Origin of the sequence: Serratia sp. FS14 (assembly GCF_000695995.1) — a bacterium.
In the GTDB taxonomy this organism is placed as follows: domain Bacteria; phylum Pseudomonadota; class Gammaproteobacteria; order Enterobacterales; family Enterobacteriaceae; genus Serratia; species Serratia nematodiphila.
Map to the genome: position 1 here is coordinate 3,473,753 of NZ_CP005927.1, position 22,711 is coordinate 3,496,463.

The window sequence follows — 22,711 nt, forward strand, 5'->3', positions numbered from 1 at the left end:
CAGGTGAGAAGGGAACATTATGCGTATTGGTGTACCAAGAGAGCGGTTGACCAATGAAGCCCGGGTCGCAGCCACGCCGAAAACGGTGGAACAACTGCTGAAGCTGGGTTTTACCGTCGCGATTGAACGCGGGGCGGGCAAACTGGCCAGTTTTGAAGACGTCGCTTACGAAGCCGCCGGCGCGGCGCTGGTGGACGAAAGCGAAGTGTGGCAGTCGGATCTGATCCTGAAAGTCAACGCGCCGCAAGACGACGAGATCGCCTTGATGCGCGAAGGCAGCACGCTGGTCAGCTTTATCTGGCCGGCGCAAAACCCCGAATTGATGGCCAAGCTGGCGGCGCGCAACGTCACCGCGCTGGCGATGGACTCGGTGCCGCGCATCTCGCGCGCCCAGTCGATGGACGCGCTGAGCTCGATGGCCAACATCGCCGGCTACCGCGCGATCGTCGAAGCGGCGCATGAGTTCGGCCGTTTCTTCACCGGCCAGATCACCGCCGCCGGCAAAGTGCCGCCGGCCAAGGTGATGATCATCGGCGCCGGCGTGGCCGGCCTGGCGGCGATCGGCGCCGCGGGCAGCCTCGGCGCCATCGTGCGCGCCTTCGACACCCGCCCGGAAGTGAAAGAGCAGGTGCAGAGCATGGGGGCGGAGTTCCTCGAGCTGGATTTTGAAGAGGAAGCGGGCAGCGGCGACGGCTACGCCAAAGTGATGTCCGAAGCCTTTATCAAGGCCGAGATGGCGCTGTTCGCCGCGCAGGCGGCGGAGGTTGACATCATCGTCACCACTGCGCTGATCCCGGGTAAACCGGCGCCGAAGCTGATCACCAAAGAGATGGTGGCGTCGATGAAGCCGGGCAGCGTGATCGTCGATTTGGCGGCACAAACCGGCGGCAACTGCGAACTGACCGTGGCCGACACCATTACCGTGACCGACAACGGCGTGAAAATCATCGGCTATACCGATCTGCCGAGCCGCTTGCCGACCCAATCTTCGCAGCTGTACGGCACCAACCTGGTCAACCTGCTGAAGCTGCTGTCGAAAGAGAAAAACGGTGAGATTGACATCGATTTCGACGATACGGTGATCCGCGGCGTTACCGTGGTACGCAGCGGTGAAATCACCTGGCCGGCGCCGCCGATCCAGGTCTCGGCCCAACCGAAAGCGGCGCCCGCCGCCGCACCGGCCGCCAAACCCGAAGCCAAACCGACCTCCCCGTGGCTGAAGTATGGCCTGATGGCCCTGGCGATCCTGCTGTTCGGCTGGCTGGCGGACGCGGCGCCGAAAGAGTTCCTGTCGCACTTTACCGTGTTCGCGCTGGCCTGCGTGGTCGGTTACTACGTGGTCTGGAACGTCAGCCACGCGCTGCATACCCCGCTGATGTCGGTTACCAACGCGATCTCAGGGATTATCGTGGTCGGTGCGCTGCTGCAAATTGGCCACGGCGGCTGGGTGAGTTTCCTCTCCTTTATCGCCGTGCTGATCGCCAGCATCAATATTTTCGGTGGGTTCACCGTCACTCAGCGCATGCTGAAGATGTTCCGCAAGAACTAAGGGGTAACAAATGTCTGGAGGATTGGTTACAGCTGCATACATTGTTGCCGCTATTTTGTTTATTTTCAGCCTGGCGGGCCTATCGCGTCATGAAACGTCGAAGCAGGGCAACCTGTTCGGCGTCGCCGGAATGGCGATCGCGCTGATCGCCACCATCTTGGGGCCGGATTCCGGCAACGTCGGCTGGATCATCATCGCCATGATCATAGGCGGCTCGATCGGCGTCTATCTGGCCAAGAAGGTCGAGATGACCGAAATGCCGGAGCTGGTGGCGGTGCTGCACAGTTTCGTTGGCCTGGCGGCGGTGCTGGTCGGCTTCAACAGCTACCTGGATCACGGCGCGCCGATGGAGCCGGTGATGGCGAATATCCATCTGACCGAAGTGTTCCTCGGCATCTTTATCGGCGCCGTGACCTTCACCGGGTCGATCGTCGCTTTCGGCAAGCTGCGCGGCATCATTTCTTCCAAACCGCTGATGCTGCCGAATCGCCACAAGCTGAACCTGGCGGCGTTGGTGATCTCGTTCCTGTTGCTGGTGGCGTTCGTGCGCACCGACAGCGTGGGCTGGCAGGTGATAGCGCTGCTGCTGATGACGGCGATCGCGCTGGCGTTCGGCTGGCATCTGGTCGCCTCGATCGGCGGCGCCGACATGCCGGTGGTGGTGTCGATGCTCAACTCTTACTCGGGGTGGGCGGCGGCGGCTGCGGGCTTCATGCTGAGCAACGATCTGCTGATCGTCACCGGCGCGCTGGTGGGCTCTTCGGGGGCCATCCTGTCTTACATCATGTGCAAGGCGATGAACCGTTCGTTTATCAGCGTGATCGCCGGCGGTTTCGGCAGTGACGGTTCATCCACCGGCGAAGCCGAAGAGATGGGCGAATACCGTGAAACCACGGCGGAAGAGGTGGCCGAGCAGTTGAAGAACTCCACCTCGGTGATCATCACCCCGGGCTACGGCATGGCGGTGGCGCAGGCACAGTATCCGGTGGCGGAAATCACCGAAAAACTGCGGGCGCGCGGCGTGAAGGTGCGTTTCGGCATTCACCCGGTCGCGGGGCGCTTGCCGGGCCACATGAACGTGCTGCTGGCGGAAGCGAAGGTGCCGTACGACGTGGTGCTGGAGATGGATGAAATCAACGACGATTTCCCGGATACCGATACCGTGCTGGTAATTGGCGCCAACGACACGGTGAACCCGGCGGCGCTGGAAGATCCGCGCAGCCCGATCGCCGGCATGCCGGTATTGGAAGTGTGGAAAGCGCAGAACGTGATCGCGTTCAAACGCTCGATGAACACCGGCTACGCCGGCGTGCAGAACCCGCTGTTCTTTAAGGAGAACACCCAGATGCTGTTCGGCGACGCCAAAGACAGCGTGGAAGCGATTCTGCGGGCGCTGCAGAAGTAGAATTGGGCAACCAAAGAAAAACGGGCCGCTTTTCAGCGGCCCGTTTCTTTATGAGCGAAGCCTAATCTTCGTCGTCGTGTTCGTCGTCTTCATCCGCTTCGATCGGGCAGTTGAAGTTTTCCGGTTTAATCACCAGCAGGTCGCATTTCAGATGATCGATCACATGTTCCGCGGTATTGCCGATAAAGGCGGCTGAAATACCGGTACGGCCCAGGGTGCCCAGCACCACCACGCCGGCCTGCAGATGTTCGGCCAGATCGGGGATGACCTCTTCCGGCAGGCCTTTTTCCACGTGGGTGAACTCTTCCTTAATGCAGAATTTCTGCCGCAGCGCCTTCATGGCGATCAGATGCTGGCCGCGAATGGCATCGTTGTAGACGCTCGGGTCGAAGTCGGGCAATTCGATGGCGATGTTGATCGGGGTAACGGGATAGGCGCCGACCAGGTGAACCTCGGTCTGGTTGACGTTTTGCGCCAGTTCGACGGTTTCTTGCACCAGTTTGATATTGAGCGGGTCGTGATAGGGTTCTTCGCTGGCCAGATTGACCGCAACCAGCGCCTTGCCGCCTTCCGGCCAGGGCTGGTCTTTCACCATCCACACCGGGCAAGGGCATTTGCGCAGCAGGTGCCAGTCGGTGGGGGTAAAGATCACCGACTCCAACCGGTCGTGCTGGTGCGCCATTTTCAGCAGCAGGTCATGTTGACCGGACAGCACTTCCTGAATGATGGCTTCGAAGGGGCGGTTATGCCAAACCACTTTGATTTCGATCGGCACGCCGTCGTTGAGATAGAAGCGGCACTGCTCGTTGATCCAGGCGGCGCGTTGGCTGATCACACCTTGCCGCATCGCCGTTCTTTCATCCGGGGAGAGCAGGGTCGTCATTTCGTAAGAGAAGTCATAGATGGGCAGGAAGGCCTTGATGCGCCCGCCGTTCCGTTTTACCAGGTATACGGCGCGGCGCAATGCCGGCTGATCGTCCTGATTGGGGTCAATAGCCACCAGAAGATTCTGATACTTCGCCATAGGGCCTCCTTACAGCTGAAATCAACAGTCTGTTAATTTACAGAGTAACCCAACATTGAAAAACAGAACAACAACGGAAGCGTGCCGGATCAACAATTTCGGTGAAATGTTGATCCGGCGGGGGGATCAGGCGTTGACGGTCACGTTGATGCGCGGCGTACCGGCCAGCACCGACAGCGCGTCGGCGTTTTCGATGGTGATGTATTTGCCTTTCACGCTGAGGATTTCGCTTTTCTGGAAGCGGCCCAGCAGACGGCTGATGGTTTCCACCGTCAGCCCAAGGTAGTTGCCGATGTCGCCGCGGGTCATGGTCAACCGGAACTCACGCGGTGAGAAGCCGCGCTCCGCAAAGCGGCGCGACAGGTTGTAAACGAACGCCGCCAGGCGCTCTTCGGCGTTTTTCTTCGACAGCAGCAGGATCATGTCCTGGTCGCCTTTGATCTCGCCGCTCATCAACCGCATGATTTGCTGACGCAGGTTCGGCATTTTGCCGGACAGATCGTCGAGGGTCTCGAACGGGATCTCGCACACCATCGAAGTTTCCAGCGCCTGAGCGAAGCTCGGATGCTTCAGGCCGCCGATGGCGTCGAAGCCTACCAGGTCGCCCGCCAGGTGGAAGCCGGTGATCTGCTCATCACCTTGCTCGGTGATGGTGTAGCTTTTGATGGTCCCGGAACGGATCGCGTACAGCGATTTCAGCTCGTCGCCGGCCTTGAACAAGGTCTGGCCTTTCTGGATGGGCTTCTTCCTCTCGATAATGTTGTCGAGCTGGTCCAGCTCGTGAGCATTGAGGGTGAAAGGAATGCACAGCTGGCTGATGCTGCAGTCCTGGCAATGGATCGCACAACCACCAGACTGGATACGACGAATCACGCGTTTTTCCGGGATCATAGATTACGCTCATTCAATAATTGATATGAGTCAATTTTAACATCTTTTGCTGCAGCTGATAAGGGTGGCATTAGCATGAATAGGGGTATTGTGTGCGAATTTTGCGCACACATGCCGCCGATTATTCTGTATCGGACTGAAGTTATGAGTATTATTTGTGACTTATGCGTTCTATTCACACAAGTTATTAATAGTGCCCTGCGGGCACGAGCGCGGCGTTGGGCACTGTGCTTTATTAAGCAGCGCCAAACAATGGCGCTGGATAAGCCGATCGCAGCGGCTACAGCAAACTTTTCGGCAGGTAGCCTTCATGCTGCAGCAGCCACTGCTTGCGCTGTACGCCGCCGGCATAGCCGGTCAGCGCGCCCTGCGAACCGATCACTCGATGGCAGGGCACCACGATGCTGATCGGATTTGAACCGTTGGCCATGCCGACGGCGCGCGAGGCGGTCGGACGACCGATGCGTTGCGCCAGCTGGCCGTAGGTCAGGATCTCGCCACAGGGGATTTGGCGCAGCTGTTGCCAGACGGTGCGCTGGAACTCGGTGCCGGCGGTCATCACCGGCAACCGATCGATAATGCTCAGCTCCCCGGCGAAATAGCGCTGCATGGCGTCGGTTAGCCCGCTGGGATCGCGCTGTTCGCGCAGGGTGAACCGCTCGGCGCGGTAGTGGGTGTTCAGCAGCTTCATCAGGCGCGCTTCGTGATCGGTCCAGTCGATCGCCCGCAGGCGCCCCTGTTCATCGGCAATCAGCACCAGTTCTCCCACCGGCGTGGCGGTACGATCAATCAAAAAAGTCTGCATCTGGCTCACTCCTCAGTTTAGTGTGGCGATTATCGCATGAACTGGGAGGGAGCGATGGCGGATTTCGGACATGCTGATGGGCAACCGCAGGGTTGCCCGAATAGCCGGCTTACGGTAAGGCGGGGAGTTATTGTGCGATAAATTTATAAAATAAATTTATAAGTCATCAAGACAAGCTGTGTCTTGTTTATTATTTCAGCAGGCAGTAACGCTTTGTGCTTACTTATAGCTGATAGTCACGCGTTTTAAATGGGGATCGTTATTCACCAACTCACTGCTGACGGCAGAAACTAATTCTTTTGGCATCTCTTTTAACGAAGAGGATATATATCCGTTCTGATATTCCGTCACTTTACCGAAGCAGCTGGAGATAAGCTTTTCATCCTGATGTTTGACGGTGCAGGCCGGCGTGGTAATGGCGCCGGTGAAGCGCACGACGCCGGAGGCGACCTGGCTGCCGGAAAGCGGTTTTGCTTGCAGAGCGAAGGGCAGAATGACCAATGCGCTTAATACGGCTAAGTAATGGTTCATATGCTGTTCCTTTCAGAGTAAAAACACTGCCAATTAAAAAACAAGCGCGCTTGTTTTCATCAAATAAGCTATTTCGCTTGGAGAAATAAAAACGAATGGGCAAAAATCCTACTGCCCGCATTCAATGAATTTGATAATAGGGAGGTAGGATGAGTAAAACCATGATTTGGATCATAGTGAAGGCCGGTTAATGATTTAAGGCGCAGGCGGGATAACAGGCTGTGATCGTTCTCTCAGGAAAGTCAGACAAGGGCGGGCCGTTTTCGTCCCCGTTGCGCGGCGGCAGCAACGGGGGCGAGAGCGGGATTACAGCATGCCGCTGCTGCCGCAGATGCGGATCTTGTCCGCCACCACTTCTTTCATCGCCAGCTTGCCGGGGACGATGTATTTACGCGGATCGTTGGCATCCGGGTGCTGTGAAAAGTAGCTTTTTACCGCATCGGCGAAGGCGATTTTCAATTCGGTGGCGACGTTGACCTTGCAAACGCCGAGCGAGATCGCGCGCTTGACCATCGCTTCCGGAATGCCGGAGGCGCCGTGCAGCACCAGGGGGACGTCCACCTGTTCGCGGATCAGCGCCAGGCGCTCAAAATCCAGCTTGGGTTCGCCGTGGTACAGGCCGTGGGCGGAACCGATCGCCACCGCCAGCGAATCGATGCCGGTGGCGGCGACAAACTCGCGCGCGGCGGCCGGATCGGTATAGAAGCTGTCCGCCGTATCGACGATCAAATCGTCTTCCTGCCCGCCCAGGCGGCCCAGCTCCGCCTCCACGCTGGCGCCGTAGCGGTGGCACAGGGCCACTGCGGCGGCCACCTTGGCGATATTCTGCTCGAACGGCAAATGGGAACCGTCGATCATTACCGAGCGGATGCCGCTTTTTACCTTGTGCTCGATGTCGTCCAGCGCTTCGTGATGATCCAGATGCAGCGCCAGCGGCAGATCGTAGCGGTGCGCGGCCGCCTGACAGATACCGATCAGGTAGTCGGTGCCGGCATAGTTGAAGGTGCCGGGCGTGCCGGCCATGATCACCGGCGAGCGCAGCTCGGCGGCGGTCTCCGCCACCACCTGCACGGTTTCCAGATTGTGAACGTTAAACGCCGGCACGGCGTAACCCTGGCGCTGCGCCTTGAGCAGCATGTCTCGGTTGGCTATCAGATACATGGGATCTCCTTACAGCTCGGGGGAAGGAAAACGGTAAATCGTCACGCCTTTCACCACCCGGTTAACCTCGCCGGTCGGGCAAGGGTTGTCCGGGGTCAGCCCCAGCGCCAGCGAACTCTCGAAGGCCAGCATTTGGCTGAACAGCAGATACGGGAACAGCAGCCAGATATCGTCAGCGGCATCGTGCATATGCAGCAGGGCATCGGCGAGAGGTTGGCGTTCGCCGGTCAATCCGACCAGCTGCATTGCCAGTCCGTCGCGCTGCAGTTCGTTCCACAGATCGCGGTCATACTGGCGGGCGTAGTCGTGGTGGGAGAACATCAGCACCACCAATGTCTGGCCGTCGACCATAAATTTCGGGCCATGGCGCAGGCCAAGCGGCGAGTCGTAGCGTGTCACGATTCGGCCGGCGGTCAGCTCCAGCATCTTGAGCGAAGCCTCTTCGGCGAGGCCGGTAAAGCAGCTGCCGCCGAGGGTGATATAGCGGCGGAAACCGCCGGCGGCCAGCGCCTTCACCTGCGGTTGCAGCGTTTCGCGCAGTGTGCGGCAGCGCTGCACCATGGCGTTCAACGGCACCTGGGCGGCCTCAAGCGACGTTGGGCCGAGCAGCAGCGCGGCGCTCAGCATCATGCAGCTGAAGCTGGAGGTCATGGCGAAGCTCTGATCGTTGGCGCCATGCGGCATTACCAGCGAGCAGACGTTGCCACGCTGATGCGCGTACTGCGCCAGCCGGCTGTCCGGGTTGCACACCAGCATCAGGTGATAGCTTTCCGGCAGCAATTGATCGGCCAGCTCCACTGTCGCCACGCTTTCCGGGCTGTTGCCCGAACGGGCGAAGGAGACCAGCAGCGTCGGCCGGTCAGGGTCGAGATACTGCAGCGGGTTGGCGACAATATCGGTGGTGCCGTAAGCCACCACGTCGCGGCCGGTGCGTTCGCGCAGCCAGGGGGCCAGGGCGCGGCCGGCAAATGCCGAACTTCCGGCGCCGCACAGCACGATTTGCAGGCGCGGATTGGCCAGCAGCGGCGCCAGGAACGGCTGCCACTGCGCCTGTTGATCCTGCAGTTGGCGATGCAGCGTCGCCCACAAATCCGGCTGTTGCCAAATTTCTGCGGCGGTATGCCAGGCGTTGCGCTGCTTCAGCCAATTCGTCTCGTAAGAGAAATACGCGTTCATGATGACAGCTCCTTAAAAAGCCTCGATTAACGGTCGGCGATAATCACGTCGATCCCTAAATGGTGCAGCGCCTGCAGATAGTGTTCAGGAATGCGGCTGTCGGTGACCAGGCGGTGGATCTGACCGATGTCGCGGATCATGCAAAAGCTGGTGCGGCCGAATTTGCTGGCGTCGGCGATGGCGATCACTTCGCGCGCCACCTCGCACATCACCCGGTTCAGCTGCGCTTCGCCCGGATCCGGCGTGGTGATGCCGCTCGCGAGATCGAAGCCGTCGACGCCGAGAAAAAGCTTGTCGAACCGATACTGGCGCAGCTGTTGTTCGGCGGCGGGGCCGTACAGCGACCAGGCTTTGCGGCGCACGCTGCCGCCGACCACCATCAGGTCGATCTGCTCGTTGTTGGCCAGTTCGAAAGCGATGTTGAGCGCGTTGGTCATCACCACCAGATCCTTTTTCCCCGCCAGCTGCGGCGCCATTTGGCTGGTGGTGGAGCCGGAGTCGAGGATGACGGCGTCGCCGTCTTCAATCAGCGCCGCCGCCGCGCAGGCGATGGCGTGTTTTACGTCGCGATTGATGCGGCCCTTGTCCTGCAGCGGGCGGTCGAAGGCGAACTGTTTGTTCAACATGGCGCCGCCGTAGGCACGCACCGCGCAGCCGTGTTTTTCCAGCTGGCGCAGATCGCTGCGGATGGTGACGCTGGACACCGAAAACTGCTGGCTAAGCTGCTCCACGCGCACCGTGCCCTCGCGGCACAGCTGGTCGATAATTAATTCCCGGCGTTTTGCGGTATTGATCATTAATGCAGACTCCTGATTTACCTGTAGCCGTGCCCGACCGCGGCTTAATAAGCCGCAGCGATACCGACCGGAGCGCTTTCAGTTGTTCGTGGCGAATTACAGCAAACGAAACACTGAAATGCAATCGATTAATTTTAAAATATCTATATCTATCAGTTGGTTATATTTGATTTTGCTTTCGGTTGAGCGGCAACCGAAAGCGGTGTTAACGCAAAGTGAAAACGGCAAATTCGTTATTTTTCAGTCGCCAATTCCCAGCGCTTATTCATTCAGTCCATCGATGCCGAAAGCCGCAGCGATCGCTCGACAACCGCCGGGCTTTCACTGTTTTTTTTAATGCCGGCGCGCTTAAAAGCGCTGCGCCGCGCACGCCGCTGCTGTCACCGTGCACCGGCGGGAACACCGCCGCCGGCTCCATGCCAGGCAGCAGCCAGCGCCGCATCGCCGGCGGCAACAGCCGGTACAGCTCGCCGACGTTGGACAGCCCGCCGCCCAGCACGAAAGCATCGACGTCCAACAGCAGCTGTAAGCCGGCCAGCGCGCAGGCCAGGATGTCGACGTACATGGTCATCAACCGTTGTGCGAGCGCATCACCGGCACGATAGCAGGCGACCAGCGCCGGCACGTCAGCGGCCGGATGGGAGAAATGGCCGCTCAGCGCCAGCAGCCCGCTGCCGGAGACGTAGCGTTCAAAGCAGCCGGTCAGCCCGCAGTTGCAGCTGAACAGCGGCAGATCGTAACGTTGCGCCAGCTGGGCCGATATCGGCATATGGCCCCATTCGCCCGCCACGCCGCTGCGCCCCTTGTGCAGTTGCCGGTTCACCACCAGGCCGCCGCCGGCACCGGTGCCGATGATGGCGCCGAACACCAGCGGCAGGTGCGCGGTTTGCGGCGTGCTGGCTTCCGACAGCGCGAAGCAGCGGCAGTCGTTCTCGATGGCGATAGGTCGCGCCAACGCCTGCGTCAGGTCATCCGCCAGGCAATGCCCGGTCAGGCAGGGCACGTTGACCGCTAACTGGCGGCGGCTGACGGGATCGGTGATCCCCGGTAAACCGATGCCGATGCTGCCGCGCGTGTGCAGTTCGCGATCCGCCTGCTCGGCCAGCCCGGCGATGCAGGCCACGAACTCGCCGTAATCGCCGGTTGGGGTGCGCACCCGCTGGAGCAGCACCTGATTGAGCCGGCGATCGTAAGCGGCCATTTCAATTTTGGTGCCGCCGATGTCGAAGCCGTAACGCATCTGTCTCATCGCCATGCTTTAGGCTCCGCTCAGGGTGACCACCGCCGCCTCGCGGCGTGCGCGTTCGGCGGCGAACACCATCAGGTGGCTCTCCAGCGCTTCCGCCGGGCCGGCCAGCACCTGGCTCGGATCGTTGGCGCGAATGGCCGCGATAAAGTGCTGCATCAGGTAGTAGTCGCCGCCGCCGTGGCCGGCCATGGCGTGCAGATCCTGGCCGGCGTCGGTGTCGTAATGCGTTTCACCGTCGTCGAGGAACGAGGTGATGCGGATATGGCGACCGTCGCCCTCCAGGCAGCCGCGGCTGCCGAAGATGCGGGTGTGCCGATCTTCGTGGCGGGTAAAGGCCGTCATGGTGAACGACGCGGTGCGGCCGCCGGCGAACTGCATGTTGACCACCTGATGGTCGACCACGTTATTGTCGCAGCGGTAGACGCAGCGGCCGTAAGGCCCGTCGCGCAGCGCCGCCCGCAGCGTCGTCTGGTCGGGTTCTGGCGTCAGCACCCGCAGAAAACCGGGCGTAGCCTTGTGATTGTCGCCTAGATAGATGCGTTTGGCGGAATAGGGGCAGTTTGCCTCTACCGCGCAATCCAGGCAGTTGTCCGCCGCGCCGGCCGGTTGGTTTTCCCGGCGGAAGTGGCGCAGGTTGCCGAAGGAGCTGACCTGTTCGCAGGGCTGCTCCATCACGTAGCGGATCCAGTCGATGTCGTGGCAGGATTTCTGCAGCAGCATAAAGGCGGCCTGCCGATCGTTGCGCCAGTTGCCGCGCACGAAGGAGTGGGCCTGATGCCAGTAGCCGACCGGTTCCAAATGTTGCAGGCTGACGATATCGCCGATCGCGCCGTCGCGCAGCAGCTGCTTGAGCTTTTGGGTATAGCGGGTGTAACGCAGCACGTGGCCGACCGAGAAGATCAGCTTTTGGCGCGTCACCTCGGCGACGATGGCGCGGCACTCGTCGGCGTCCGGCGACAGCGGTTTTTCCAGCAGCATGGCGTAGCCCTGGCGGGCGAAGGCCAGCGCCGGCTCCAGATGCATCTGATCCTGGGTGCAGATCAGCACCGCGTCGGCCAGCTTGCCGGCGTCGGCGGCCAGGCGCCAGTCGGTGAAGACGTTTTCCGGCGCGATGGCATGCTGCGCCACGAACTGCTCGCGGTAGGCGTCACGTGGTTCCGCTACCGCCACCACCTGCATCAAATCGGGATGCGCCAGCGCATAGCGCGAGTAGATCTCACCGCGCGCCCCGGCGCCGACCACCAGCACCCGCACCGGGCGATGGGCAAAGCTGTTGGGTTGTGTTGACGACATTGCTGGATACTCCGCTGTTGTTATTTGAGGTTTTGGCCGCTGAGCTCGTCGAACAAATGCGCGCGCGTCAGATCGAATGCCAGATGAATGTTTTCGCCGAGGCGCGGCTCCCAATCCGGCAGCGACGCCATGCGCAGCACGAAGCGCAGATCGGCCAGTTCGCAGTGCAGCAGCTCTTCGTTGCCCATGCGCTCGATAGTGACGATCTGCGCCGGGAAACAGTTGGCGCTGCCGGGCGCGCACAGCCGCAAGGACTCCGGCCGGATGCCGAGACACACCCGCGCATGCGGGTAGTCCGCCAATTGCCGTTGCAGCGCAGGCGGCAGATCGAGCTGGTGCTGCAGGCCGATACGCAGCCGCACCGTTTGGCCGTCGCGCACGATCGCCAGATCGTGCAAATTCATCGACGGGCTGCCGATAAACTCGGCGACGAAACGGTTGGCGGGGTGGTGGTACAGGTTGATCGGTTTATCCACCTGCATGATGGCGCCGCGGTTCATCACGCAAATGCGATCGCCCATGGTCATCGCCTCGACCTGATCGTGGGTGACGTACACCATGGTGGCGGCGGCGCCTTCCTGCTTCAGCTGGTTGTGCAGTTCGATCAGTTGCACGCGCATCGACACCCGCAGCTTGGCGTCGAGGTTGGACAGCGGCTCATCGAACAGGAACACCTTGGGTTTGCGCACGATGGCGCGGCCGACCGCCACCCGCTGGCACTGGCCGCCTGAGAGCTGGCCCGGCTTGCGCTGCAGCAGATTGGTGATCTCCAGCTTTTCCGCCGCGTCGCGCACCCGGCGGTCGATCTCGGCCTTGCTCTCTTTGCCGATCAGGCCGAACGCCATGTTCTTGTACACCGTCATGTGCGGGTACAGCGCATAGTTCTGGAACACCATGGCGACGCCGCGATCCTTCGGCATGCTGTCGTTGACGCAGCGATCGTGGATCAGGATCTGCCCCTCGCTGACGCTCTCCAGCCCGGCGATCATCCGCAGCAGGGTGGATTTGGCGCAGCCGGACGGGCCGACGAACACCATAAATTCCCCATCCTCAATGTCCAGATCGACGCCGTGCAGCGCGTGGAAACCGTTGGGGTACACTTTTTTAACGCTGTTTAACTGAATTCCGGCCATGTCGTTTACCTTGTCTGCGCGTTAGCCTTTCACCCCGGCGCTGGCGATGCCCTGGATGAAATAGCGTTGGAAAATAATGAACAGCATCAGCATCGGGATCACCGCCATCAGCGCCCCGGCCATCAGCAACGGGTATTCCACCCCGGCGCGGCTGGAGAGCGAGGCCAGCCCAACCGGCAGCGTCAGCTTCTCGGTGGTGGTATTGACGATCAGCGGCCACATCAGGTTGTTCCAGCTCCACAGGCCGTTGATGATGACGCAGGCGATAATGCCGGGCCGGATCAGCGGCAGCATGATGCGCCAGAAGATGGCGAAGTAGCTGTAACCGTCGATCAACGCCGCTTCCTCCATCTCCTTCGGCACCGCCAGGAAGAACTGGCGCAGCAGAAAGGTGGCGTAAACGCTGAAAATGCCCGGCAGCACCAGCCCGGTGATGCTGTTGACCAGCCCCAGCTTCTGCACCACCAGGAATTGCGGGATCAGAAACGCCTGTCCGGGCACCATCAGGATCGACACGCACACCAGAAACACCGCGTCGCGGCCGCGAAAATGCAGGCGCGAGAAGCCATAGGCGGCCAGGGTGGCGATCGCCATCTGCAGGGTGACGGTGAAGAAGGTCGCCAGCAGCGAGTTGAGATAAAAACCGGCGAACGGGATTTCGTGCATCACCCGGCCGTAGGCCTGCAGGCTGGGATGCGCCGGCAGCAGCGTCAGCGGGATCTGAATGCTCTCGGCCTGGGTTTTCAGCGAGGTCACCAGCATCCAGATAAAAGGCACCACCGAGGCCAGCGCCGCCAGCCCCATAAACAGGTACACCAGCGTTTTCTTGCTTGCGTTCATGTGCAGCTCCTCAGCTGACTTTCAGGCGCTTGCCGATCGCCATTTGAATCAGGGTGATCACCAGCGTGACGGCGAACAGCACCACGGTGATGGCGGAGGCGTAACCTTTTTCCTGCAGGTAAAACGCGTACTTGTAGAACAGGTTGGTGACGGTCATCACGTCGTTCTCCACCAGTGCGCGGTCGAACATCAGGAACACCACGTCAAAGACTTGCAGGATCTCGATAAAGCTCATCACCGACACGAAGAACAGCGTCGGCACCATCATCGGCAGCGTGATGCAGAAGAAGCGCCGCAGGGTGGGGATGCCGTCGATATCCGCCGCTTCGTACAGCTGGCGCGGAATGCTCTGCAGCCCGGCCAGCAAAATGATGATCTTCAGCGCCAGCGACGACCAGATGATGATGATGGACACGCTGATGCGCACCACGTCCGGATCGGACAGCCAGGCGACCGGCGCAATGTGCAGCAGGCCCAACGCCTGATTGATCAGGCCGAAATCCTTGTTGAACAGCCATTGCCACACCATGGCCACCGCCGCGGGCATGGTGACCGCCGGCAGGAACAGCAGGGTGCGCAGCAGGCCTTTGCCGCGGATGTTCTGGTTGAGGCCAATCGCCAGCAGCAGCGACAGGCTCAGGCTGATCGGCACGCAGACCACCACGTAAAACAGGGTGTTGGCGGCGGCAGTGTAGAAGTCGTCGTCTTCAAACAGGTTGAGATAGTTATCGACGCTGATGCTGCTCCAGCGCATGAATTGGTTCAGATCGGTAAAGCTGTAGAAAATGTTCTGCAAAAAGGGGATCAGGTAAAACACCGTCACCCCCAACAGCAGCGGCAGGATCATCACCCAGCCCCAGAAGCGTTCGGCGCGTTCGAGCCGATTGAGCGCGGGGCGGGCGGTGCGCCGGGATGGTTTCAGGGTGACCGTAGCCGTTTCTGCCAGAGACATGTTGCCATTCCTCACCTATGACGTTCAGCGTGGGTCCACCGCGGCGCGCGCTCGGGGCAGCGCGCCGCGGCGGGGCGATTACTGCTCCATGACGCGCGCGATCTTCTTGACCGATTTGTCCATTTCCTGTTTGGCGTCCGCGCCCATAAAGATCTTCTTCAGGCTGGCGATCCACATGTTTTGCCACTTCGGCGTATTGGTGCCGGCGGTGGGGTAAGCCTGGGTCACTTCCAGGGTCTGGATGTAAGGCGAGACGTCGACTTTCTGAATCTGCTGCGCCCAGACTTTGGCCGCCGTCTTGTTGGCCGGGATCACCACCTTGGCCAGCTCCGCCTGTGAGGCCTCGCTGCTCATGAAGGCGATATATTTCCAGGCGGCCTGCTTGTGGGCGCTTTTCGCCGACATGGCGAAGGCCAAACTGTGGGCCACGCCGGACTGGCGTTCAATTTTGGGCATCATCACCACGCCGATGTGGTCGTTGATCAGCGGGTTATTGGCGAACGGCGCCGCCAGCCAGGAACCGGCATAGACCATCGCGGCGCGGTTGGACTGGAAGATGTTCTCGGTTTTGACTTCGCTCATCTGCTGGGCGCTCGGCATCAGGCCGTCTTTCATCATGCCCTGCAGTTGCTGATAGACCCAGATGGACTTGTCGTTGGCGATGTCGGTAGGCTGGCCATCCTTGGGCACGATGTGATTGCCGTTTTGGAACAGCAGGTTCATGTAGCTGTCCTGGCCGTCGATGCTGAGGTCCATCACCAGCGGGAAGGCGGCGCCTTTCAGCCCGTTTTTCAGCGCGGCGGCCTTGCTCTTCAGATCGTCCCAGCTCCAGTCGCTGGTGGGATAGCTGACGCCGGCCTGATCGAACAGTTTTTTGTTGTACCACACGGCGATGGAATCGACGTCGCGCGGGATGGCCATCTGTTGGCCGTCGTACTGATAGGCTTTCACCGAGCTGGCGACCACGTCGTCCAGTTTAAGGCCGCTGTCCTTAATATAGGGCGCCAACGGTTCCATAATGCCGTTTTTGGCGTACTGCACAAAATAAGGCATATTGATCCAGAATATATCTGGCGCTACGCCGCCGGCGGCGGCGGAATCTAATTTAACGAAATATTGCGCCGAGGGAGTTAATTCTATTTCTATTTTTATATCCGGATTAGCCTGTTCAAAGCGCTTGGCAATCTCCTGTTCGGCGGGTAATTGGTTTCTGTCCCAAACGGCATAGCGTAAAGTTATTTTATCTGCGGCATGGAGCAGTGTGGGTAATAATAATGCGCTGGCAAGAATAGAATGCGCCAGTAGGCGGCCGGTATTTTTTATCGGTGACATTGCTTTCCCCTCGGTGAGCGACGAATAGCGTTTTTCGCAACGTAAATTCTTTCTATCCCTTAACTTTCAATGTGTCAATACACCCCCAAACGCCCAAAAATGGGGCGACAATGTTTCATTGTTGTTAAAATCGAAAGGCTTTTACGGCCAAGTGAAAGGGGTTTCTGTTTACATCTCATTAACCTTTTAGCGGGGTTTTTCCCCGGTGGCGCGGCATTTAGCGGCCTTCGCAGGCATAGGAATAACTGATAACCCTTGCACCATAATGGGGATTAAAAATATTTTTATTGTGCAAGCTTCAGCTTCTTTCATTTTTGTGATGCAAATAAACAAAAAAATCTTGCTGGGGCTGTCCGAGGAGGGCACTTGAACGTTTTTTATTGCCGGCTATTGTTTGTGACGATAAAAGACGCTAGCCTGAATCTCACAACATTTATTCATCCAAAATAAAGAGGGCGAAATATCATGCGCCTGTCTCTGGTATTTACGCATTGCCTGGAAAAAGTATTTCATCGCCAAAATATGCCGCCCATTGCCGTGGAAAATCGGCTGAGCGGGTTAAATAACGAGGTGCTGTCCTGGCAGGCGGTGTACTGTTTGCAAACTCCGGGCAACGAGACTCGCCATGAGCTGTGTTATCAACTCGACGGGCCGCTGGCGGAGTATATCAGCGTGCGCCAGGTGCAATCGGTGCCGAGCGGTTTTCCCTGTTATCGCGAGACCGATGAGAATTACCTGACCACCGAGCCAGGCTTATTTCCCGATCCGCTGATGCCGCTGCCGCAACGGCGTTTTTTTGCCGCCTGCCGCTATTATGGCAGCCTGTGGTTGACCCTGACGCCGCCGGTCGACGCGCAACTGGCCGGAGACTTTCCGTTGACCCTGCGGCTGCTGGATGCCCAGAGCGGCGAGGCGCTGGCCGAGGCCACACTGACGCTGCATCTGGTGCCCGCGGCGTTGCCGCCGCAAACGCTGTTGCACACCGAATGGCTGCACACCGACTGCCTGGCGGATTACTACCGTTTGGCGGTGTTCAGCCCGGCGTACTGGCGCGCGGTGCGCAACTTTGTGCGCTGCGCGGTGCAGGCCGGCGTCAATATGCTGTTGACGCCGCTGTTTACGCCGCCGCTGGATACCGCCGTCGGCGGTGAACGCACCACGGTGCAGCTGGTGAAAGTGACGCGTTCGGCGCAGGGGTTCGGCTTCGATTTCAGCCGTCTGGCGCAATGGGTGGCGCTGGCACAGGAAGAGGGCATCGAGCATTTCGAGATCGCGCCGCTGTTTACCCAATGGGGCGCGGCGCATGCGCCGAAGATAGTGGTAGAAGATCAGGGCGAGACGCTGCCGCTGTTCGGCTGGCACACCGATGCGCAGGGCGAAGCGTATCAGCGTTTCCTGCACGCGCTGCTGCCGGCGTTGACCGCCTGGTTTCGCGAACGGGGGCTGGAACGGCAGGTGTGGTTCCACATTTCCGATGAACCGACGCTGGACAACCTGGCGGCCTACCAGCGTGCCAGCGCCGCGCTGCGGCCGTTGCTGGGCGGTTTTCGCACCTTCGACGCGCTGTCGGATTTCGCGTTCTATCAGCAAGGCCTGGTGGAGACCCCGGTGGCCGCGACCGACCATATCGAACCCTTTATCGAACACCGGGTGCCCGGGCTGTGGGCCTATTATTGCTGCGTGCAGAAGACCGAGGTCGCCAATCGCTTCTTCGCTCAGCCTTCGGCGCGCAACCGCATATTGGGCGTGCAGCTGTATCTGTACCGCATCGCCGGCTTTCTGCACTGGGGATTCAACTTCTATAACAGCGCCCATTCGCGTGAACGCATCAATCCGTACGCGGTGACCGACAGCGGCCATGCGTTTCCCTCCGGCGATCCGTTCGTGGTCTACCCCGGTGAGGATCTGCAGCCGGTGGAGTCGCTGCGCCTGCGGGTGCTGCACCAGGGGCTGCAAGACATGCGCGCGCTGCAGCTGCTGGAGAGTTTGACCGATCGGGCGACGGTGGAAGCGCTTATAGAAAGTGAGCTGGGCATGCGCATCACCTTCAAGCGTTATCCGCACCAGGCCGGGCCGCTGCTGCGCCTGCGCGACGCGGTAAACCGTCGCATCGAAGCGTTGCTGGCGCCGATGTGAAGGCAAGTGGGGGCGAAAATGCGTCTTTCGCTCCCAATTCGCCATTACTTTGCTATACCTGATAGTCGATGGATTCACTTTATTGTCATGTAACTGACATGTCAGAGTCACGGCTCTGGCTTAAGTTTGCAGCGACTACGTCAGGAGATAACGCGATGTTCAGCCTGGATTCTCTGTTGCAAGATGCATTTCCACACCGCAATACCCCCGCCTGGCAGCGCAGCCTGCTAAGAACCCTTCTCTTCGAAAAAGAATTCAAACAGTTCGCCGCCGATTATCCCCATCTGAAAGGGCTCGATCTGATCGAGCAGGTGGTGGACTACTTTAACCTCAGCTGCGAGCTGGTGGACGGCGATCTGGAAAATATCCCGAGCCAGGGGCCGGTGGTGCTCGTGGCCAATCACCCGATCGGCTCGCTCGACGGCTTGGTATTGCTGCGCGCCGTTGCCGCGGTGCGTCCGGACGTGAAAGTGGTGGCCAACCAGCTGCTGACCTACATTGAACCGCTGCGCAGCCTGTTCGTGCCGGTGGATAACGTCGCTTATAAAACCAGCCGCAAACAGATTGAAGGCATGCAGCAGCAGCTGGACAACCAGGGGGCGCTGATCCTGTTCCCGGCAGGCGAAGTGTCGCGCATGAGCCCGAAAGGCATCCGCGACGGCCACTGGCATACCGGTTTTCTGCGCCTGGCCGCCAAAGCGCGCGCGCCGATCGTGCCGATCCACATCAGCGCACGCAACAGCAACCTGTTCTACTTTACCTCTCTGGTCTACCGGCCGCTGTCGACCTTGCTGCTGGTGCGCGAAATGTTCCAGCAGCGGGGCGGGCGTATCAAGATCCGCGTCGGCGGCCGCGTGCCGTTCGCCAACTGGCACGACGGCCACACCAGCGCCAAGGATCTGGCGGAGCGTTTTCGCCGCCACGTCTATCGTCTGGGCCAGGGCAAGCCGGGGCTGTTCGCCAGCGAATCGCCGATCGCGCTGCCGGAAGATCGTCTGGAGCTGAAAAAGGCGCTGGCGAACTGCGAACGGTTGGGGGTAACGCCGGACGGCAAAACCATCTATCTCTATCGCCGTCACGATGAAGCGCGCACGCCGATCCTGCGCGAGCTGGGGCGCCTGCGCGAGATCGCTTTCCGCGCGGTGGGGGAAGGATCCGGCCGCCGCCGCGATCTGGACAGCTACGACGACGATTACTACCACCTGGTGCTGTGGGACGAGGAGGAGCTGGAGATCGTCGGCGCCTATCGTTTTATCCCCACCGCCGAACAAATCGCGCGTAAGGGCCTGGAGAGCATCTACAGCAACAGCCTGTTCCACTATGACCGCGATATGGAACCGATCCTGGCGCAGGGCATCGAACTGGGGCGCAGCTTCATTCAGCCGGCCTATTGGGGCAAGCGCGGGCTGGACTATTTATGGCTGGGCATCGGCGCCTATCTGTCGAAATACCCGCAGTACCGCTATCTGTTCGGCCCGGTGTCGATCTCCGGCGGCATGCCGCTGGCAGCACGTGATTTGCTGATCGCCTTCTATCGGCTCTATTTCTCGCCGGATCACGCGTTCGCGCAGTCGCGGCGGCCTTATCCGGCGTCGCTGCCGCAGGTGCTGGCGCAGTTTGCCGGGGACAACTACCAGGAAGATCTGGTGCGGCTGAAGAGCCTGCTCAGCAATATCGGCTGCTCGATCCCAACGCTGTACAAGCAGTACACCGAACTGTGCGAGCCGGGCGGGGTACAGTTTATCGACTTTGGCACCGATCCGGCGTTCAACAACTGTATCGACGGGCTGGTGTTGGTGGATACCACGCGGCTCAAGCCATCGCGGTATCAGCGTTACATCGCGGTGCACCAGCCGCAGCCGGCCGAGACGGCATGACTACAGTCTGACTCATGCCTTTTTGATCTAAGCACGACCTTGGGGCCGGCGACGGGATAGCGCTACGATAAACGTTTTGCTTTCCACCGCCGGAGCCCGTCATGCCCCATTCGTTTATCCCGCCGTTATTGTCCGCCGATGAACCCTCTGCCGCCGCCGTGGAAATCCCGCGCGGCAAAGCGCCCTTTTTGCTGCTGTGCGATCACGCCGGTAAGGCGATACCGCAATCCCTTGGCGACCTTGGTTTGCCGCCGGGGGAGATCGAACGCCACATCGGCTGGGACATCGGCGCGCTGAGCGTGTCGCGCCATCTGAGCCGTCAGCTGGACGCCACCCTGATCCACCAGCGTTATTCACGGCTGGTGATCGACTGCAACCGGGCGCCCGGCATCGCCAGCTCGATCCCGCATTTGTCCGAACTGACGCCGATACCCGGCAATATCGGTATTGACGCCGAGCACGCGCTGGCGCGCGAGCGTGAGGTGTTTTTGCCGTATCACCACGCCATCGACGATCATTTGGGGCAACGTCAGCTGCGCGAACTGCCGACGGCGGTGATCGCCATGCACAGTTTCACACCGGTGTTCAAAGGGGAATCGCGCCCCTGGCAGGTGGGGTTGCTGTTTAATCGCTACCCGGAATTCGCCCGGCTGCTGGCCGAGCTGCTGCGCGAAGAGGGGGATTTGCAGGTGGGGATCAACGAGCCCTATGCAATGACCGACGCCACCGACTACACGTTGCCGGTGCACGCGGAACGGCGCGGATTGCCTTACGTCGGCATCGAAATTCGCCAGGATCTGATCGCCGACGAACGCGGGCAACAGGCATGGGCGAAACGTTTCGCGCGCCTGCTGCCGCAGGCCTGGCAACGCTGGCAAATTTGACTTTAGGAATATTCCCAGAGATGATAACCATAAGGAATACATAAGACGTCATTAGAAAAAAAGTCAGGAGAGACGTGTGGAGCACAGCGATAACGGACTGTTTATCAAACGGGAGCGTTTTGAAGTTCTGGCGATTCTGCGTGAAATTTGCAAACAACGCACGCCGCTGCGCGTAGAAAATCAGCAGCACCGGTTTCAAAGTCTGTTATTGAGCGTCGGGCCGGACAATATCGTGTTTAGCGGTGAGGAAGCGGAAAACGCCATCGACGGCGCCTGCACCATCGTGATTGAAAGCCACGACGCCAAAATCGAGTTTTCCGTCGGTCAGGCAGAACTGACCGAACATCAGGGTGTCCAGGCCTGCTCGACCCGGCTGCCGCAGGAGTTGGTCTATATCCAGCGCCGTCGCCAATTCCGCATCACCACGCCTCACTGGCGCCAATTCTTCTGTACCGGCGAATACCCGGATGGCACGCCTTATGAACTGCGTATCCACGATCTCTCCGCCGGCGGCGTCGGTTTGCGTTTCGACGGCCCGCTGCCGGATTTCTTCCAGCCTGGCCTGCAGTTCAAAAAAGCGGAGCTGGATCTGGGCAGCTACGGCAGCTTCAAGGTCAATATGGAGCTGGTGGTGGTCAACGACGATCAGGAAACCGACGATAACGACCAGGTGGTGCACTTCTCGCGCCTGTCGTGCCGTTTCCTCAAGCTGGGGCTGGCGATGGAGCGCAAAATTCAGAGCGCGGTGTTCGCCTTCGAGCTGGATTTCAACAAAAGAAAAAACGCTGATATTTATCAGGGGCGGGCATGCTGCCCCTGACTCTCCGCAGGTCTTACGGTTTTAACGCCCGCAGGCTGCCGATCTCTTCCCAACCGAAATGCGCCGCTTCGGCCAGCACGTCGCACACTTCGCCGCCGGCGGCCACCACGGCCGCGTCGAGCGCGGCGCCGCGCAGCAGATGGCTCACCAGCAGTGCGGTGAACAGATCGCCGGTGCCTTTGACCGCCGATTTGACCTTCGGATGGGTAAAGCACTGCGCTTCCTGCCGGGTGACCAACATTAAACCCACTTCGTCTTCGTGCTGTGCCACGCCCGGCGCGCTGGTCACCAGCACCCATTCGGTGGTGTCGTTCAACAGCGCCTGTGCGGCGCGTTGCGTCTGCTCCCGGCTGCTCAGAGAGCGGCCGCACAGCTGCTCCAGTTCGAAACCGTTCGGCGTCAGGCCGTTGGCCAGCCGCAGGAACGGTGAACGATAGCAATTGACGATGCGCTCATCCACGTAGATCCCTTCGCCGTAATCGCCTATCACCGGATCGATATAGATCCTTATCTGCGGATTGAGGGCGCGCACCCGCTGCAGCCAGTTGGCCAGAATATGACACTGCATCACGTCGCCCAGGTAACCGACGATCACCGCCCGGGTGCGTTTCATCACGCCGCGGGCGATCAGATCGTCGAGAAAGCCGCCGAACCACTCGCCGGAGATGACGCCGCCATGCGGCTTGCCGTAATAGGGAGGGCAGCCGAACAGCACGCTGGGCACCTGCAGCGCTTCCAGCCCCTTTTTCAGCAGCGCCCGGTAGGCGATACCGTTGCCGACGCTGCCGTAAACCACCTGAGATTGAATGCTGATCACGTCGATGGACGGTGATCGCAAGGGTGAAGCCTGTTGCAT

Annotated in this window: 20 protein-coding genes; 6 read left to right on the top strand and 14 right to left on the bottom strand. The window is 60.0% G+C overall.

The features are described 5' to 3' along the window. Nucleotides 1-19: 19 nt before the first annotated feature. Both pntA and pntB read left to right on the top strand, forming a co-directional pair. On the top strand, nucleotides 20-1,549 hold the full coding sequence (pntA, locus tag L085_RS15780) for a Re/Si-specific NAD(P)(+) transhydrogenase subunit alpha (protein WP_044031153.1): 1,530 nt from the start codon (nucleotides 20-22) through the stop codon (nucleotides 1,547-1,549). 10 nt (nucleotides 1,550-1,559) lie between these two features. After that, the gene (gene pntB / locus L085_RS15785) at nucleotides 1,560-2,954 is read left to right on the top strand and encodes a Re/Si-specific NAD(P)(+) transhydrogenase subunit beta (RefSeq protein ID WP_015377983.1); all 1,395 of its coding nucleotides are present in this window, start codon (nucleotides 1,560-1,562) and stop codon (nucleotides 2,952-2,954) included. A 61-nt stretch (nucleotides 2,955-3,015) separates the two neighbouring features. Here pntB and uspE read toward each other — a convergent pair whose 3' ends face one another. The 13 genes from uspE to L085_RS15850 form a co-directional block, all read right to left on the bottom strand. Further along, on the bottom strand, nucleotides 3,016-3,978 hold the full coding sequence (gene uspE, locus L085_RS15790) for a universal stress protein UspE (RefSeq protein ID WP_004938281.1): 963 nt from the start codon (nucleotides 3,976-3,978) through the stop codon (nucleotides 3,016-3,018). A 126-nt stretch (nucleotides 3,979-4,104) separates the two neighbouring features. Beyond that, nucleotides 4,105-4,869, bottom strand: coding sequence for an FNR family transcription factor (locus tag L085_RS15795; RefSeq protein ID WP_004938278.1), 765 nt, complete (start codon nucleotides 4,867-4,869; stop codon nucleotides 4,105-4,107). Nucleotides 4,870-5,149: 280 nt separating this feature from the next. Next, nucleotides 5,150-5,674 (bottom strand): methylated-DNA--[protein]-cysteine S-methyltransferase, encoded by a 525-nt coding sequence (gene ogt / locus L085_RS15800; RefSeq protein ID WP_044031154.1) that lies wholly within the window; start codon nucleotides 5,672-5,674, stop codon nucleotides 5,150-5,152. Nucleotides 5,675-5,893: 219 nt separating this feature from the next. Then, nucleotides 5,894-6,205 (bottom strand): hypothetical protein, encoded by a 312-nt coding sequence (locus L085_RS15805; RefSeq protein ID WP_015377982.1) that lies wholly within the window; start codon nucleotides 6,203-6,205, stop codon nucleotides 5,894-5,896. 306 nt (nucleotides 6,206-6,511) lie between these two features. Next, nucleotides 6,512-7,366, bottom strand: coding sequence for a tagatose bisphosphate family class II aldolase (locus tag L085_RS15810; RefSeq protein WP_044031155.1), 855 nt, complete (start codon nucleotides 7,364-7,366; stop codon nucleotides 6,512-6,514). Nucleotides 7,367-7,375: 9 nt separating this feature from the next. Next, entirely contained in the window at nucleotides 7,376-8,542 is a 1,167-nt protein-coding gene (locus tag L085_RS15815) for an SIS domain-containing protein (RefSeq protein ID WP_044031156.1), read from the bottom strand. Nucleotides 8,543-8,568: 26 nt separating this feature from the next. Beyond that, the gene (gene agaR, locus L085_RS15820) at nucleotides 8,569-9,339 is read right to left on the bottom strand and encodes a transcriptional repressor AgaR (RefSeq protein ID WP_004938263.1); all 771 of its coding nucleotides are present in this window, start codon (nucleotides 9,337-9,339) and stop codon (nucleotides 8,569-8,571) included. A gap of 265 nt (nucleotides 9,340-9,604) precedes the next feature. Next, nucleotides 9,605-10,579, bottom strand: a complete 975-nt coding sequence (locus tag L085_RS15825) for an ROK family protein (RefSeq protein ID WP_049870676.1) — start codon at nucleotides 10,577-10,579, stop codon at nucleotides 9,605-9,607. Nucleotides 10,580-10,597: 18 nt separating this feature from the next. Then, complete coding sequence (locus L085_RS15830) at nucleotides 10,598-11,881, bottom strand: Gfo/Idh/MocA family oxidoreductase (protein ID WP_044031157.1); 1,284 nt, start codon at nucleotides 11,879-11,881, stop codon at nucleotides 10,598-10,600. Nucleotides 11,882-11,901: 20 nt separating this feature from the next. Further along, nucleotides 11,902-13,014: a sn-glycerol-3-phosphate ABC transporter ATP-binding protein UgpC gene (ugpC, locus tag L085_RS15835; protein WP_004938255.1), complete on the bottom strand. Its 1,113-nt coding sequence runs from the start codon at nucleotides 13,012-13,014 to the stop codon at nucleotides 11,902-11,904. Between the two features lie 21 nt (nucleotides 13,015-13,035). Continuing rightward, nucleotides 13,036-13,854 (bottom strand): carbohydrate ABC transporter permease, encoded by an 819-nt coding sequence (locus tag L085_RS15840; RefSeq protein ID WP_004938251.1) that lies wholly within the window; start codon nucleotides 13,852-13,854, stop codon nucleotides 13,036-13,038. A gap of 10 nt (nucleotides 13,855-13,864) precedes the next feature. Then, on the bottom strand, nucleotides 13,865-14,806 hold the full coding sequence (locus tag L085_RS15845; protein ID WP_044031158.1) for a sugar ABC transporter permease: 942 nt from the start codon (nucleotides 14,804-14,806) through the stop codon (nucleotides 13,865-13,867). Nucleotides 14,807-14,884: 78 nt separating this feature from the next. Then, on the bottom strand, nucleotides 14,885-16,138 hold the full coding sequence (locus L085_RS15850; RefSeq protein WP_044031159.1) for a sugar ABC transporter substrate-binding protein: 1,254 nt from the start codon (nucleotides 16,136-16,138) through the stop codon (nucleotides 14,885-14,887). A gap of 465 nt (nucleotides 16,139-16,603) precedes the next feature. On the opposite strand from L085_RS15850, the gene L085_RS15855 reads away from it, so the two are divergent. The 4 genes from L085_RS15855 (at nucleotide 16,604) to L085_RS15870 (ending at nucleotide 21,855) form a co-directional block, all read left to right on the top strand. Beyond that, nucleotides 16,604-18,274, top strand: coding sequence for a DUF4091 domain-containing protein (locus L085_RS15855; protein WP_044031160.1), 1,671 nt, complete (start codon nucleotides 16,604-16,606; stop codon nucleotides 18,272-18,274). A gap of 155 nt (nucleotides 18,275-18,429) precedes the next feature. Continuing rightward, nucleotides 18,430-20,151 (top strand): ornithine lipid synthase OlsF, encoded by a 1,722-nt coding sequence (gene olsF / locus L085_RS15860; protein WP_015377973.1) that lies wholly within the window; start codon nucleotides 18,430-18,432, stop codon nucleotides 20,149-20,151. Between the two features lie 101 nt (nucleotides 20,152-20,252). Then, nucleotides 20,253-21,035 (top strand): N-formylglutamate amidohydrolase, encoded by a 783-nt coding sequence (locus L085_RS15865; protein ID WP_015377972.1) that lies wholly within the window; start codon nucleotides 20,253-20,255, stop codon nucleotides 21,033-21,035. Between the two features lie 76 nt (nucleotides 21,036-21,111). Then, a complete protein-coding gene (locus tag L085_RS15870; protein ID WP_049870677.1) occupies nucleotides 21,112-21,855 on the top strand; it encodes a flagellar brake protein in 744 nt (247 codons plus the stop codon). Nucleotides 21,856-21,868: 13 nt separating this feature from the next. On the opposite strand, the gene L085_RS15875 is transcribed toward L085_RS15870, so the two are convergent. Next, nucleotides 21,869-22,711: a PfkB family carbohydrate kinase gene (locus L085_RS15875; protein WP_015377971.1), complete on the bottom strand. Its 843-nt coding sequence runs from the start codon at nucleotides 22,709-22,711 to the stop codon at nucleotides 21,869-21,871.

Coding starts and splice junctions, on each gene's coding strand:
- pntA (WP_044031153.1), top strand. CDS start 20: ATGCGTATTGGTGTACCAAGAGAGCGGTTGACCAATGAAGCCCGGGTC.
- pntB (WP_015377983.1), top strand. CDS start 1,560: ATGTCTGGAGGATTGGTTACAGCTGCATACATTGTTGCCGCTATTTTG.
- uspE (WP_004938281.1), bottom strand. CDS start 3,978: ATGGCGAAGTATCAGAATCTTCTGGTGGCTATTGACCCCAATCAGGAC.
- L085_RS15795 (WP_004938278.1), bottom strand. CDS start 4,869: ATGATCCCGGAAAAACGCGTGATTCGTCGTATCCAGTCTGGTGGTTGT.
- ogt (WP_044031154.1), bottom strand. CDS start 5,674: ATGCAGACTTTTTTGATTGATCGTACCGCCACGCCGGTGGGAGAACTG.
- L085_RS15805 (WP_015377982.1), bottom strand. CDS start 6,205: ATGAACCATTACTTAGCCGTATTAAGCGCATTGGTCATTCTGCCCTTC.
- L085_RS15810 (WP_044031155.1), bottom strand. CDS start 7,366: ATGTATCTGATAGCCAACCGAGACATGCTGCTCAAGGCGCAGCGCCAG.
- L085_RS15815 (WP_044031156.1), bottom strand. CDS start 8,542: ATGAACGCGTATTTCTCTTACGAGACGAATTGGCTGAAGCAGCGCAAC.
- agaR (WP_004938263.1), bottom strand. CDS start 9,339: ATGATCAATACCGCAAAACGCCGGGAATTAATTATCGACCAGCTGTGC.
- L085_RS15825 (WP_049870676.1), bottom strand. CDS start 10,579: ATGCGTTACGGCTTCGACATCGGCGGCACCAAAATTGAAATGGCCGCT.
- L085_RS15830 (WP_044031157.1), bottom strand. CDS start 11,881: ATGTCGTCAACACAACCCAACAGCTTTGCCCATCGCCCGGTGCGGGTG.
- ugpC (WP_004938255.1), bottom strand. CDS start 13,014: ATGGCCGGAATTCAGTTAAACAGCGTTAAAAAAGTGTACCCCAACGGT.
- L085_RS15840 (WP_004938251.1), bottom strand. CDS start 13,854: ATGAACGCAAGCAAGAAAACGCTGGTGTACCTGTTTATGGGGCTGGCG.
- L085_RS15845 (WP_044031158.1), bottom strand. CDS start 14,806: ATGTCTCTGGCAGAAACGGCTACGGTCACCCTGAAACCATCCCGGCGC.
- L085_RS15850 (WP_044031159.1), bottom strand. CDS start 16,138: ATGTCACCGATAAAAAATACCGGCCGCCTACTGGCGCATTCTATTCTT.
- L085_RS15855 (WP_044031160.1), top strand. CDS start 16,604: ATGCGCCTGTCTCTGGTATTTACGCATTGCCTGGAAAAAGTATTTCAT.
- olsF (WP_015377973.1), top strand. CDS start 18,430: ATGTTCAGCCTGGATTCTCTGTTGCAAGATGCATTTCCACACCGCAAT.
- L085_RS15865 (WP_015377972.1), top strand. CDS start 20,253: ATGCCCCATTCGTTTATCCCGCCGTTATTGTCCGCCGATGAACCCTCT.
- L085_RS15875 (WP_015377971.1), bottom strand. CDS start 22,711: ATGCAACAGGCTTCACCCTTGCGATCACCGTCCATCGACGTGATCAGC.